10 protein-coding genes are annotated in these 14,410 nt (G+C 32.8%); 3 read left to right on the top strand and 7 right to left on the bottom strand.

What is annotated here, in order from left to right; genetic code table 11:
- Complete coding sequence (locus ACVC43_RS13775; RefSeq protein WP_452225114.1) at window positions 1-2,019, top strand: ComEC/Rec2 family competence protein; 2,019 nt, start codon at window positions 1-3, stop codon at window positions 2,017-2,019.
- A gap of 7 nt (window positions 2,020-2,026) precedes the next feature.
- Here the strand turns inward: ACVC43_RS13775 and ACVC43_RS13770 are convergent, their stop codons facing one another.
- The 4 genes from ACVC43_RS13770 to ACVC43_RS13755 form a co-directional block, all read right to left on the bottom strand.
- Window positions 2,027-2,578 (bottom strand): thioredoxin family protein, encoded by a 552-nt coding sequence (locus ACVC43_RS13770; RefSeq protein ID WP_452225113.1) that lies wholly within the window; start codon window positions 2,576-2,578, stop codon window positions 2,027-2,029.
- A 92-nt stretch (window positions 2,579-2,670) separates the two neighbouring features.
- A complete protein-coding gene (locus ACVC43_RS13765) occupies window positions 2,671-4,245 on the bottom strand; it encodes a peptide MFS transporter (protein ID WP_452225112.1) in 1,575 nt (524 codons plus the stop codon).
- Window positions 4,246-4,282: 37 nt separating this feature from the next.
- Window positions 4,283-5,872 carry a peptide MFS transporter gene (locus tag ACVC43_RS13760; RefSeq protein ID WP_452225111.1) on the bottom strand — a complete coding sequence of 530 codons (1,590 nt, stop codon included), beginning with the start codon at window positions 5,870-5,872 and terminating at the stop codon, window positions 4,283-4,285.
- A 15-nt stretch (window positions 5,873-5,887) separates the two neighbouring features.
- Window positions 5,888-8,089, bottom strand: coding sequence for a S9 family peptidase (locus ACVC43_RS13755; protein ID WP_452225110.1), 2,202 nt, complete (start codon window positions 8,087-8,089; stop codon window positions 5,888-5,890).
- Between the two features lie 180 nt (window positions 8,090-8,269).
- On the opposite strand from ACVC43_RS13755, the gene ACVC43_RS13750 reads away from it, so the two are divergent.
- A complete protein-coding gene (locus tag ACVC43_RS13750; RefSeq protein ID WP_452225109.1) occupies window positions 8,270-9,568 on the top strand; it encodes a hydroxymethylglutaryl-CoA reductase, degradative in 1,299 nt (432 codons plus the stop codon).
- A complete protein-coding gene (locus tag ACVC43_RS13745) occupies window positions 9,568-10,482 on the top strand; it encodes a GYDIA family GHMP kinase (RefSeq protein ID WP_452225108.1) in 915 nt (304 codons plus the stop codon). The genes ACVC43_RS13750 and ACVC43_RS13745 overlap by 1 nt, the downstream gene beginning before the upstream one ends.
- A 73-nt stretch (window positions 10,483-10,555) precedes the next feature.
- Here the strand turns inward: ACVC43_RS13745 and ACVC43_RS13740 are convergent, their stop codons facing one another.
- From ACVC43_RS13740 to ACVC43_RS13730, 3 genes are all read right to left on the bottom strand, one after another.
- A complete protein-coding gene (locus tag ACVC43_RS13740; protein ID WP_452225107.1) occupies window positions 10,556-12,697 on the bottom strand; it encodes a peptidylprolyl isomerase in 2,142 nt (713 codons plus the stop codon).
- A gap of 157 nt (window positions 12,698-12,854) precedes the next feature.
- Window positions 12,855-14,147: a hemolysin family protein gene (locus ACVC43_RS13735; protein ID WP_452225106.1), complete on the bottom strand. Its 1,293-nt coding sequence runs from the start codon at window positions 14,145-14,147 to the stop codon at window positions 12,855-12,857.
- The gene (locus ACVC43_RS13730; RefSeq protein WP_452225105.1) at window positions 14,148-14,342 is read right to left on the bottom strand and encodes a hypothetical protein; all 195 of its coding nucleotides are present in this window, start codon (window positions 14,340-14,342) and stop codon (window positions 14,148-14,150) included. It abuts the gene before it with no gap.
- Window positions 14,343-14,410: the final 68 nt, after the last annotated feature.

Genomic DNA, 14,410 nt, shown 5'->3' with positions numbered 1-14,410 from the left:
GTGAAACTCCTAAACTTCACCATAATTAAATTAACAGCCTGTTTAGTTCTTGGAATATTGCTCGCTTATTATTTAGCAATACCATTAACTACCTCCTTGTATGCAACAGGGTTATTGCTACTATTATTAGCAATTGTTTACCTTATTTCAAAAGCAAAAAGACAAAAAACCGTTTGGTTTGGTATTGTTAGTTTCTTAACTATGTTAAGCATTGGGACGTTGGTTACCAATTTACACAATGAAAAATTAGATGATAATAATTATAGTAATATAAATGCTGAAGGAAAACTAATTACGTTTAGAATAAGAACTACTTTAAAGTCTGGAATTTATAATGACAAGTATGTTGTTGATATTTTAAAAATTGGCAAAACTTCAGTTTCTGGAAAAGCATTACTTAATGTTTTAAAAGACAGCTTGAATGATAGTTTTAAAGTCGATAATATTTATGTGACTTCTGAAAATTTTAAACCTATTGTCTCTACTATTAATCCTTATCAATTTAATTACAAAAGTTATCTCGAAAAACAATATGTTTATGAGCAATTGTATGTGAATCCTACGAGGCTGTTCCGCGTAAGCGTAAACAAACACACTATTTTTGGTTATGCTGATTTAATTAGAGAAACCATTAATACAAAACTGAAGAAATATAATTTTGATCCAGATGTTTTAGCTATAATTAATGCCCTAATTTTAGGACAACGGCAAGATTTAAGTAAAGACATTTATGATAGTTATACAGATGCTGGAGCTGTGCATATCTTGGCAGTATCTGGTTTGCATGTTGCATTAATATTGTTCCTATTAAATTTTTTATTAAAACCTCTAAAAAGGTTTAAATATGGTAAAACCTTAACAATTATTCTATTAGTAGTTATTATGTGGTGTTTTGCTATTATCGCAGGCTTGTCTGCTTCAGTTACCCGAGCTGTTACCATGTTTAGTATTATAGCAATTGGTATGCATTTAAGGCGTCCTTCGAACATTTATAACACATTGGCAATTTCAATATTTGTTTTATTGCTTTTCAAACCTTTGTTTTTATTTGATGTAGGGTTTCAGTTGAGTTATTTAGCCGTTGTTGCTATTGTAGCCATACAACCAAGTTTATCTAGATTATGGCAACCTAAAAATTTTGTTTTAAGTAAAGTATGGGATTATTTTACAGTTGGAATAGCTGCACAGTTTGGTGTTGTACCTATAAGTTTATTTTACTTCCATCAATTTCCCGGATTGTTTTTTGTTGCTAATATTGTAATTATTCCTTTCTTAGGTTTAATCTTAGGCATAGGAATTCTAATTATTGTACTTGCGCTATTAAATGCTCTGCCACAGTTTTTAGTAGATGTTTTCAGTCTTATTATTTCGAGTATGAATAACTTAATGAAATGGTTGTCGCTACAAGAGAGTTTTCTTTTTAAAGATATCTCTTTTAATGGCTGGCAAGTTATTACAGCCTACATTTTTACTATTGCTATAGTTCAGTTTGCTTTACGCAAGAATTACAAATGGCTGCAGCTAACCTTGGTATCCATTATATTATATCAAGGTGTATTAACCTATACAAAATATGATAATAGTACAAACTCCCTCACAATATTTCACAAAAGCAGATATACCATTATTGGTAACAAAACGAATAAAAATTTGGAGGTATTTTCTGATTTAGACAGCTTAAAGCAATTTAGTAGTTTAAAGAATTTTGAAATTGGAAATACTATTAGTTCTATTTCTCAATCTTCAATACCCTCTGTTCTAAAAGCATACAATAAACATGTTTTAATAATTGATAGCTTAGGAGTTTACAATATTACACAATTTAAACCAGAATATATTTTACTTACTCAATCTCCAAAAGTTAATATTAATAGATTAATTGATTCTTTACAACCCATACAGATTATAGCAGATGGAAGCAACTATAAATCTTATGTAGCACGGTGGAAAAGCTCTTGCTTAAAACAAAAAATCCCTTTTCACTATACTGGTGAAAAGGGAGCTTTTATAATAGACTGAGCTTGTATTAACTCTGCGAAAACTCTGGTTTAAACTTTTTGTAATAGTCGTTAAATTTTGCTTGTGTATCCATATCTACATGTTCATCTTTTTTAAACATTTTTAGATACAGCTCTAATTGCTGTGGCGTTTTATAACCTTTAACTGGTGCAATAAACTCTGCCTTTTCATCTAAAAATATCATGGTTGGGTACGCTCTAATTTGAAAATATCCAGCCAGCTGGTGTGCAGAATTTCTACGTTTTGCTTTAGCAGGATCATAGTTAGGATTATTAAAGGTTTTGTCCTTAAACTTTACCACATCGTTACCTTCTGCATTAAATTTTACAGCGTAGTAGTGCTTATTTACATACGCTGCAACATCTTTATTTTGAAAAGTGTTTCTATCTAACATTTTGCAAGGGCCACACCAAGAGGTGTACATATCCATCATTATTTTTTTGGGTTTCTTCTTTTGTAGTTCTACAGCTTCCTCAAGGGTTACCCAATTAATTTCTTGTGCCGAAATAGTAATAGTAGCGAAGACTGTAAACAGTGCTAAGAATATATATTTTTTCATTTTATATTTTTTTTAATTAAATACAAATAGTGTTCCAAAGTTACAAAAAAATCAAAACTTCTCATGCGTTGGTTTTATTGTGTTTTGTGCAATTATCTTACACCATGCATTAGTTTTTTAACAATTGGTGTTAAACCAATTAAAATTAAACCTGCTAGTATTGGAACGATGGTAAAAATTAAAAAGAAAGTACTCATATCATATTCTGCAGTTATACTATCTATCATGCCACCCATAGAACCAGCGGCTTTGTTACCTAAACCAATAGCAATATACCAAAGACCAAACATAAGTCCAATTTTTGCCGCTGGAACCAATTTACTTACGTAAGATAAGCCCACTGGTGAAAGCGACAACTCTCCTAAAGTATGTAAGAGGTAAGCCAAAATTAACCAGATAATACTCACTGATGCGGTTTGAGCACCTTGTGGAATTGAGGCCGAGCCATAGGCGAGAATTCCGAAACCTAATCCTAATAATATTAAACCAATACCAAACTTAACTGTTGCTGAGGGATTGTACTTACTTTCCCAAATTTTTGAAACTAATGGTGCAAAAGCAATAATATAGAACGAATTTAAAATTCCAAACCACGATGCTGGAATTTCTGTAGATTCTTGAGTAAATTGATTTTTAAGCATCCAAATAACTATCGCCCAAATAATGGTGAAACTTAAGCCTAATGCCAAATTCGACACTTTATATTTGCTAAACGTTATTCTGAATAATTGAAACAGGACATAGGTAATAATCACCAAAGGCACCACAGTGAGTAGCGTATTTGCGATTCGGAAAATATTTGCCGAGTTTCCTATTAAAACACGATCTGTATAGTCTGCCGCAAAAATGGTCATGGAGCCACCAGCCTGCTCAAAAGCAGCCCAGAAAAATATGGTAAAGAAGGCTAAAATACCTACTACAATATAACGGTCCCTCTGCACTTTTGCTGGTACAACTTCTGCTTTAATTTCTTCTTCATCACCATTTGGAATCGCATCTACATAATCAACCGTTTCTGATGGAGACAAACCTATTTTACCAAATATTTTTTGTGCTAACCAGAATTGAATCATTCCTAAAAACATAAAAATGCCTGCTAATCCAAATCCGTAATGCCAGCCTACAGTCTCTCCAATGTAACCACATAAAAGGATACCTAAAAATGCACCTGCATTTACTCCCATGTAAAAGATAGTAAATGCACCATCTTTTTTATCTTGAGCATTAACATAGACACCATTAATTATAGAGGTAATATTTGGCTTAAACAATCCATTTCCTGCTACAAGCAGCCCAATACCTAAGTACAAACTCCATGGTGTATCCAAAGCCATAGCCGCATGTCCTAATGTCATTATTAAAGCTCCAATTGCTACAGCTCTTCGGTAGCCTAAAAATTTATCGGCTAAAAAGCCTCCTATAATAGGGGAAAAATAAACTAACATGGTATATGTTCCATATAAACCTAAAGCATCTTCTCTAGACCATGCCCAACCACCATCAATTATAGCAGAAGTTAAAAACAGTACTAAAATGGCACGCATTCCATAATAAGAAAAGCGTTCCCACATTTCAGTAAAAAATAAAACAAATAATCCCGATGGATGGCCCATTAATAATTTTCGGTTCATTTCAGAACCTTCAAACCTAAAATTGGTTGCACTCATATTAAAATAATTTAGTTTAGTTTATGACGGTTAACAGTTATTCAATGCCATGCATTTTTCTTTTTAAAATAGGGTTCAATAACATCATAATTAGAGCGGCTGCAATTGGTATGATTGTAAATATTAAAAAGAAGGTTGATAAGCCATATTCCTCTGAAATTGGATCTATAAAACTACCCGTAACACCTCCTAAAAGATTTGCAAAGAAGTTAGCTGTAAACCAAATACCAAACATTAAACTAACAAATTTAACTGGTGCTAGTTTACTAACATAAGATAATCCTACTGGAGACACACAAAGCTCTCCCATTGTATGTAAAAAATAGGCACCAACCAAAAACATTAAACTTACTGAAGCTGTTTTAGCACCATCTGGTATGCCTGAGGCTCCATAAGCTAAGATTCCAAACCCTAAGCCAACTAATAATAAACCAATAGCAAATTTAATAGGTCCTGAAGGATTAAATCTACTTTCCCAAAGTTTCGAGAATAATGGCGCAAAAAGTATGATAAATAAAGAATTTAATACCGAGAACCAAGATGCAGGTACTTCTGTAGCGTCTGATTGAAACTCTCTGTTTAGCATCCAAATTACAATACCCCAAATTATTACAAAGCTTAAGCCTAAAAGAATATTTGCCAAAGCGTATTTACTAAACGTTTGTTTAAACAGCAATACCAATACCCATGTTATAACTAACATTGGAACTACAGTAATTATAGTATTTACAATTTTAAATGTCAAAGCTGCACTACCTATTAATGCTCTGTCTGTATAATCTGCGGCAAAAACCGTCATAGAACCTCCAGCTTGCTCAAAAGCCCACCAAAAGAAGATTACAAACAAGGAGAAAACGCCAATTACTACCATTCTATCTCTAACTACTTTAGAGTGCTCTGCTTGATCTATAGCCTCTTCAATATCTTCTTCTATTTTTTCTACGCCATCTTCAATAACATCATCAAAATCTTTTGTCCCCTGAGGCGAAAGCCCTATTCTACCAAATATTTTTTGTGTAAAATAGAATTGTAACATCCCTAAAAACATAAATATACCAGCAAGTCCAAAACCATAATGCCACCCTATATTTTCACCAATGTAACCACATAAAAGAATCCCTAAAAATGCACCTGCGTTAATGCCCATATAGAAAATGGTATAACCTCCATCTTTCTCTTTACCATGAGACTTGTATAATTGCCCAACCATAGACGAAATATTTGGTTTAAAAAAGCCATTTCCAATAATTAAAAAACTTAACCCTGCATAGAAAAATATCGATGTCATACCTTCTAAAGCCATAGAGGCATGCCCTAAAGTCATTATAAAAGCACCAAGAACAACAGCTTTTCGGTAACCCATAAATTTATCTGCAATAAAGCCACCAATAATTGGTGTTAAATAAACCAATCCTGTGTACCAACCATAAAGTACTAACGCATCTGCTCTACTCCATTCCCATCCGCCATCTATTAATGTCGACACTAAAAATAAAACCAATAATGCCCTCATGCCATAGTACGAGAAACGCTCCCACATTTCTGTAAAGAATAATACAAATAACCCAGAAGGATGTCCTAAAACTGTTTTTTGGTTCTCTGCAGAACCTCCATATTTAAATTCCATGTTCATAATTGTTAGTTAGTTATTTTTTTGAATTTTATCTCCTAAAGTACGATCGATAAAATTAGTCATTTTAGTGTATAAATGTTTACGTGTATTGCCTCCATAAATGCCGTGATTATTATCTGGATAAATCATCCATTCAAACTGCTTATCGGCTTGAATTAATGCTTCAACCATACGCATGGTGTTTTGCACATGTACATTATCGTCTCCTGTGCCATGAATTAATAAAAAGTCTCCTTTTAATTTATCGACATGATTTATTGGTGAATTATCGTCATAACCACTTGCGTTTTCCTGTGGTGTCGTCATGTAACGCTCGGTATAAATAGTATCGTAAAATCTCCAGCTTGTTACTGGTGCCACTGCGATAGCCATTTTAAAAACCTCGTTGCCTTTAAATAATGCATTACTGGACATAAAACCACCATAGCTCCAACCCCAAATTCCTATTCTTGTTGCATCTACATATGGGCGTTGACCTAATTTTTTTGCTGCTTCGATTTGGTCTTCAACTTCAAGTTTTCCTAATTCCTTTTGTGTTACTTTTTTAAACTCAGCACCTTTTAATCCTGTTCCTCTTCCATCTACGCAAGCCACAATGTATCCTTTTTGAGCCAGCATTTGATACCAGTAATCGTTAGCCGAATGCCAGCGGTTTGCCACTTGCTGAGAACCAGGACCGGAATATTGATACATAAATAATGGATATTCTTTTGTTGCATCAAAATTTGCAGGCTTAATAAGCCACATATTTAAATCATTACCATTTACATTGATGGTACTAAATTCTTTTTCTGAAATTTTATAGTCTGAAACCGTATTGGCAAGGTCACTGTTATCCTTAATATTTTTTATCACCTCTCCATTAGACGCTTTATTTAAGGTGTATTTAGGAGGTGTAGTTGCATTGGAAAACGTATTGATAAAATAAGTGAAGTCCGCACTAAAATCTGCATTATTAGTGCCTGTGTTTTTTGTTAAACGTTTTTTGTTTGTACCATCGAGTGTAATAGCATAAACATCGCGATTAATAGAGCCGTTTTCTACAGATTGGTAATAGATATTATTAGATTGCTTATCGAAACCATAATAGTTAGTCACTTCCCAATTCCCTTTCGTGACTTGGTTAATGAGTTTTCCTTTTTTATCGTAGTGATAGATATGGTTATACCCATCCTTTTCACTGGTCCATATAAAACTATTATCTTCTAAAAAGGTTAGATTATCTGTAACATCGACATAAGCTTTATCTTTTTCGGCAATTGCTAAAGTCGCTTTGTTTTTCTCTGCGTCTATAAACCATAAATCTAATTCATCTTGATAGCGATTCATGTACTGCGCACTTAAAATATCGGGATTATTGGTCCATTTAATTCTTGGTATGTAGAAATCGCTATACTCTTTATTAACTTTTACTTCCCACGTTTTGCTGTTTTTTAAATTGTGCATATGCAAAGACACCACGGCATTAGCCTCGCCTGCTTTAGGATATTTAAATACGGTTTGCGTTTGGTACAACTCTTTACCATAGACATCCATAGAAAATTCCGGAACGTTAGTTTCGTCAAAACGTATGTAGGCTATTTTATCGCTATCGGCATTCCATTCGAAAGCACGTACAAATCCAAATTCTTCTTCGTAAACCCAATCGGTAATACCATTAATGACCTTGTTTTTAACACCATCTTTAGTAATTTGAGTTGTTCTACCAGAAGTTAAATCTTTAACATATAAATTATTATTTAAACCATAGGCAATCATTTTACCATTTGGTGAGAAGGTAGGCTCTTGGATTTTTTCTTCAGAGACTGAGATTAATTCGTCTGTTTTGGTATTTAAAACATAATAGTTAGCCAATGTAGAACGTCTAAAAATAGATTCTTGATTGGTTGCTAAAAGCACTTGCGTTTCGTCATCACTAAAAGTATAATCTGTAAAATATTTTATAGCTTCGAGCGTGGCAGAATTTACTAAGGTTTTTACTTTTTCAAGTGTTTTATAATCGTAAATATCTATGGTTGTAGACCCTTTTTCTCTATCAAAATTTAAGACCGCATATTGCTGTCCATTTTTTAAAGAGTGTAAAGCGTCTAATCTTTCGGTTCTAAAAGTGCCATTACTCCATATATCATCTAAGGAAATTGATTTGTTTTGTGCTGTAGTTAAAGTAGTTGCGAGAAAGCAAAATATTGCAAAAAACCTATATATCTTCATTAAGAATTAATTTTTGTTAAAATAATGTCAAGTTTACTAAAAATAAAGCAAAAAACCGTAATTATTAACAGTTAATTCGGCTCAAAACACGTTCATAAGCGTTGGATAAAAATTTCATTAAAATAACTATACAACAAAACAGTGCACATTTAGTATCTTCGCAATAATAAATTACACTCAATGAGCGCGTCGATTACTGGTTTTTCAAAATTATCAAAGTCTGAAAAAATAGATTGGATTGTAAGTAATTACCTTTCAAATTCTGAAACTGCAAAACAAACTATTACTCAGTATTTTAATGCCAATACGCAACTACAACAATTACACGACGAGTTTATAGAAAACACTATTTCTAATTATTATTTACCCTTTGGTGTGGCGCCAAATTTTGTAATTAATGGCAACACATACGCCATCCCTATGGCCATAGAAGAAAGCTCTGTAGTTGCTGCTGCAAGCAATGCTGCGAAATTCTGGATGAAACGTGGCGGCTTTAAAACCAAAGTAATTTCTACTACTAAAATAGGACAAGTGCATTTTATGTTTGATGGTGATTTTCTTACATTAAATCAGTATTTTAAGACTATAAAACCGCAATTAATTTTAGACGCTCAACCCATAACTTCTAATATGGAAAAACGAGGTGGTGGTATTTTAGATATTGAATTACGAAATAAAACGCAAGAGTTAGATAACTATTATCAATTACATGCAACCTTTGAAACTTTGGATGCCATGGGAGCTAATTTTATTAACTCCTGTTTAGAGCAATTTGCTAAAACGTTTAAAGCTGAAGCTGAAAAGCATTTGAGTTCACCAATAGAAATTGTAATGAGTATTCTTTCTAATTACGTGCCTGATTGTTTAGTTCGTGCCGAAGTTTCTTGTCATGTTGAAGATCTAAAAAACAAAGACATTTCTGGTGGAGCATTTGCCAAAAAATTTATTCAGGCAGTAAAAATAGCAGAAGTAGAACCTCACAGAGCAGTTACCCACAACAAAGGTATAATGAACGGCATTGATGCCGTTGTTTTAGCTACAGGAAACGATTTTAGAGCTGTTGAAGCAGGTGTACACGCTTATGCTGCCAAAGATGGCAAGTACACTAGCTTAACGCATGCTAAAATTGAAGATAACAAGTTTACATTTTGGATGGAAATTCCTTTGGCCTTGGGTACTATTGGAGGATTAACCGGATTACATCCTTTAGTTAAAGTTGCTTTAGATATTTTAGGAAAACCAACTGCTAAAGAGCTTATGCAAATTGTAGCAGTCGCTGGTTTAGCGCAAAATTTTGCCGCATTACGGTCGCTAACAACCACAGGCATTCAGGAAGGTCACATGAAAATGCATTTAATGAATATTCTAAATCAGTTTGATGCAACTAACAACGAGAAAGACATTATTGTGAATCATTTTAAAACAAATACGGTAACGCATAGTGCTGTAGTTTCCGAGATTGAAAAACTGAGACGATAATGCAAACCTTTTACAGCCATGGAAAATTATTACTTACAGCAGAATACGTTGTATTAGATGGTGCAAAGGCCTTAGCTTTACCTACAAAATTCGGACAATCATTAACTGTAGAAACAATTAACGAATCGAAATTAATTTGGCAAAGTTTCGATTATAAAGGCGCAGTTTGGTTTGAAGAAGCTTATACCCTTTTAAATGGCAACATTGTTATATCTCGAGCTCCTCACAATGAAATTAGCACAAAGTTATTAAACATTTTAAATAGCGCTAAAAACCTAAACGCTAATTTTTTAAATGATAAAAACGGCTATAAAGTAACCTCTGTTTTAGAATTTGCGAATAATTGGGGATTAGGCTCTTCTTCTACGCTTTTAAATAACATAGCACAATGGGCAAAAGTAGATGCCTTTGCTTTGTCTAACGCTACTTTTGGAGGAAGTGGTTATGATATTGCTTGTGCTCAAAACAACCAGCCCATAATTTATCAACTTCAGAACAAACAACCAATTATAGCACGCGTTCTGTTTAACAAAGACTTTGAGGACCAATTGTTCTTTGTCCATTTAAACCGAAAACAAGATAGTAGAGCGTCTATTAAAACTTATAGAGATAGCCAAGGAAATAGTGATGTCGCTATTTCTAAAATAAATGACATTACCTCAAAAATATTGACTTCAAAGTCTATTAAAGAGTTTAATAGTTTAGTCGAAGAACATGAAACTTTAATTGGTAAAATCACCAATCAAAAACCAATAAAAGAACGCTTATTTCCCGATTTTAAAAATGAAATTAAAAGTCTTGGTGGCTGGAATGGTGATTTTGTATTAGCCACTGGAGTAAAACATTATGTGTATTCTTATTTTACCGATAAGGGATATAATTGTATTGTTGATTATAAAGACATGATTTTTTAACACCAACAGATTATTAAAAAAACAAAAAAGCCTCGCAATGCGAAGCTTTTGTGTTTTATGTTAAGCTAACTAATTACTGGATGGTTTTAGCTCTGTAGTCTTCAATTTCTGCTGCTTCTTTTAAAGCATTATATAATCTTGTGTTAATTGAAGTTGATTTTTCTGTAGCAACCTGGTTTGCAAAAGATTGGTAATTATCTAACTCAACAGCTGGTGTCTTTTTAATAACCTCTACCATATAAACACCTTTTGTACCTGTAATTAGTTTGGAAGTCTGACCTTCGTCTAATCCAAAAGCAGTACCTACAACAATTGGCTCTAAACCTGCTCCTGCAATAGTTGGGTTTTTCATATTAATAGCTAAAGATGTTTGCACTGTTTGCTTTTCGGCAGCAGCAACATCTGCTAAGGTAGTAGCAGAAATTCTATCTTTAATTAATTTTGCTTTCTTTTCTTTTCTAATTTCTGGCAATGCTGTTACCGAAGCATCTTCAGTATTCATTAAACCAGCTTCGTTTTTACCAGTAATTTGTGCTACAATATATCCATCTGTAGTTTCAAAACGTTTTGTATCTCCTACTTTAGATCCGTCTTCAAAAGACCAACGTACTAACGGTCTTAATGGACCTACACCAGGAATATTCTCATCTAATTCTTTTACAGAACTTACTGGGTTTACTTTTAAGTTACTGGCTTTTGCTGCTTCTTGAAAATCTTGTTTCTCTAAAGATACTTCAAAATTAGTAGCCGTTCTAAATACCGCATTTTCAGTATCTACAGAAGGCTCAATTGTTCTTTCTATAGTTGCTACTTTATAAGCTGTATCTTCATTTTTCTTATCGTCTATTCTAATTATGTGATATCCAAATTGTGTTTCTACAACATCAATACTTCCCGCTTTATTAAAGAACAGGAAATTAGCAAAATCTGGATCGAAAGCTTCTGGGTTATAGTCTGTTAAACGAATCCAACCAATACTTCCATCTTTTCCTTTAGTACCATCTGTATTAATTTCGTTAGCTACTTCAGCGTACTTTGTTTTATTATTTTTAACTAATTTAAAAATACTGTCTGCTGTTGCTTTTGCCTCCTCCTTTGTTTTTGTAGTTTCCGGAGTTGCTGCCTGAGAGCCAACGAAAGGTATAATGATATGGCTCGATTGTATAGAATCTGCTAATTGTTTTCTGTCTAATAATTTAGTAATCTTAAACGTTTTACCATCTTTATATGGTCCATAGACATTACCAATGTTTAATCTTGTAATACTGTCTTTTACATTATTTGGAAACGCAGATGCATATACAAACTTATCTTGATATTTAATAACAGCATCAGTTTCTGCATTGACTAAAGCTTTTGCTTCTGCTTCATTCATATCTACAAAACCTTTGGTTTTTTCAGTTTGTTTTGTTGTCTCATTATAGGCTTCGCCTCCTGTAATAAATTGTATTAATTGCCCTGTAAGTAAATCTTCATCTGCCACAGAAGGTACATTCTCAAACTTAACGTATTGTAAATTTCTTGATCCTTCTACTTCGTATTTTTTCTTGTTTTTGTTAATGTATGCAGTAATTTCAGATTTAGAGACAGCAACAGTACTATCTGGAATTGTAGTAAATGGAATACTTACATATTTAATATCTACCTGCTCGCTCTGTAATTTGTGCTCTAATTCGCCTTCTGCTAACGTAGCATTAGACGCTGCTTTAATCATATTAATGTAGTTTTGTTGTAACGCACCAGATGCGATATTTTCTTCACCTTGAACCCATCTGTTATAAAAATCTGTATTAGAATTTTTTAAATCTAATATATATTGATTTAATAAAGACTCATCGAAAACACCATCTGCATTTATAAATTGAGGACTTGAAGCATAAGTGGTTCTTAATAAATCTCTCATTTGCTCTCTTCCAACGGTTAATCCTAATTCTTCGAATTGAGATTCCATTACTGCTTTTCTAACCTCTGCCTCATAAACCTGATTCATGATTTGAGATTGGGTTGCATTTGGATTATTACGTGCTTCTACTTGCGCCATAAATTCCTGACGCGAAATATCTTTACCGTTAATGGTTGCAACTACATCTGGAGATTTGTTAAACAACGCATCTTTATTATCGAAAAGACTCGATAGTATAAACGCAAATAATGCTAGTGCGATTACCAAAATTAATACTACTGTTTTCTGTCTAATTTTATTTAAAATTGCCATTGGTGGAATATATTATACTCTGTTATTGTTAAAATATAGTGGGCGAAAATACCATTTTCTATTTAATAATAAAAGTAGAAATTGGCAATAATTTTAGAAATTTGAAAAAGGTTGATAATTTAAGGGAAATTAGTGCTAAAACAGCCTGTTCTTGTAGCTAATCGTCTGTTTTTACTTTTAACGCAACTAAATCTATTTTTGTGTTTGACACTTCCAAGATTTTAAATTGAAAATTATCTGTAGTAACGACGTCATTTTGCTGCGGAATTTCTTCGGTATGATCTACAATTAAGCCTCCAAGTGTTTCATAATTTTCGCCTTCAGGAAGGTTCAATTTAAAGGTCTCGTTTAAATAATCGACTTCTAAACGTGCTGAAAACACATAATTTAAATCGTCTATTTTTTCTTCTGTTAAAACAATGGTATCGTGTTCGTCTTCAATTTCTCCAAAAAGTTCTTCTACAATGTCTTCTACTGTCATTATACCTGAAGTTCCACCGTATTCATCTAAAACTACCGCAATACTTTTTCTCTTTTTAATTAGCGCATTTAAAATATCGTTTGCTAACATGGTTTCTGGAACAAACTCAACAGGCAAAACCATTGCTTTAACCGTTTTAGGTTTTTTAAACAGTTCGAAAGCGTGTGCATAACCCAAAATATCGTCGATGGTATCTTTATATATAAGTATTTTAGACATCCCTGTTTCGGTAAATAACGCACTAAGGTTTTCTACAGAGTCATTAATATCTAATGCCATGATTTCTGTTCGCGGAATCATAACTTCCCGTGCTTTTACTTCTGCAAACTCCAAAGCGTTTTGAAAAATTTGAATTTCGGTATCTATATCATCATGTGCTTCTACAGATTCCATTTGCTCTGTAATGTAATTGCCCAGCTCCACTTTTGTAAAGGCTAATTGTACTTGATCGCCTTCCGTTTTAAAGAATTTTTTAAGCACAAAATCTGAAATCCAGAGCACGAAACCTGAAATATAATTAAACAGCAAATAGAAAAGATATGCTGGAAATGCAAGCACTTTTATTAAAGTGTTACTGTAAATTTGAAAAAACACCTTAGGAAGGAATTCTGCTGTAAATAATATGACTAGTGTAGAAATAATGGTTTGGGTAAGTAAACTTAAATCTGTAAGTAAATAGGTTAAAATTGGGTAGTTAACCACCAATGAAGCAAACCACTTAACTAGCAAATCTCCCATAAAAAATCCATAAATTACTAATGCAATGTTATTTCCAATAAGCATTGTAGCAATAAATTTTGAAGGTTTTGCAGTTAATTTAGATAAAATTTTTGCTAAAAAATCGTTTTGCTTTTTTTCAATTTCTATATGTATTTTATTGGCAGAAACATAGGCTATTTCCATGCCTGAAAAGAATGCCGATAGCAATAACGACACGATTATAATAACGATAATTAACGTTGTAGACATCTATTGTTTATTATTTCTATCTTCATATTTTTTATGAAAATGTCTTCTAAAGAAAAACATAAACGTTGCTAATGCAAATAAAAATAGCGATAAATATGCGTGATTTCTATCTGTATTCCAGGTATTTATGCCATCGTATAAAAAATATATACCTGCTATAATGTAAATATATTGTGAGAATTTTAGGTATTTCATGAATTTATATTATCTATTTATTTTAATAATCGCATAGATTCGACAATGATTTGTTTAATACGCTGTCT

Source organism: Lacinutrix chionoecetis (genome assembly GCF_053604665.1).
This window is presented reverse-complemented; position numbering and strand designations above follow the sequence as displayed.

Excerpts from the sequence above, each read along its gene's own strand:
- ACVC43_RS13755 (WP_452225110.1), bottom strand. The coding sequence starts at position 8,089 with ATGAAGATATATAGGTTTTTTGCAATATTTTGCTTTCTCGCAACTACT.
- ACVC43_RS13750 (WP_452225109.1), top strand. The coding sequence starts at position 8,270 with ATGAGCGCGTCGATTACTGGTTTTTCAAAATTATCAAAGTCTGAAAAA.
- ACVC43_RS13740 (WP_452225107.1), bottom strand. The coding sequence starts at position 12,697 with ATGGCAATTTTAAATAAAATTAGACAGAAAACAGTAGTATTAATTTTG.
- ACVC43_RS13735 (WP_452225106.1), bottom strand. The coding sequence starts at position 14,147 with ATGTCTACAACGTTAATTATCGTTATTATAATCGTGTCGTTATTGCTA.
- ACVC43_RS13760 (WP_452225111.1), bottom strand. The coding sequence starts at position 5,872 with ATGGAATTTAAATATGGAGGTTCTGCAGAGAACCAAAAAACAGTTTTA.
- ACVC43_RS13745 (WP_452225108.1), top strand. The coding sequence starts at position 9,568 with ATGCAAACCTTTTACAGCCATGGAAAATTATTACTTACAGCAGAATAC.
- ACVC43_RS13770 (WP_452225113.1), bottom strand. The coding sequence starts at position 2,578 with ATGAAAAAATATATATTCTTAGCACTGTTTACAGTCTTCGCTACTATT.
- ACVC43_RS13765 (WP_452225112.1), bottom strand. The coding sequence starts at position 4,245 with ATGAGTGCAACCAATTTTAGGTTTGAAGGTTCTGAAATGAACCGAAAA.
- ACVC43_RS13730 (WP_452225105.1), bottom strand. The coding sequence starts at position 14,342 with ATGAAATACCTAAAATTCTCACAATATATTTACATTATAGCAGGTATA.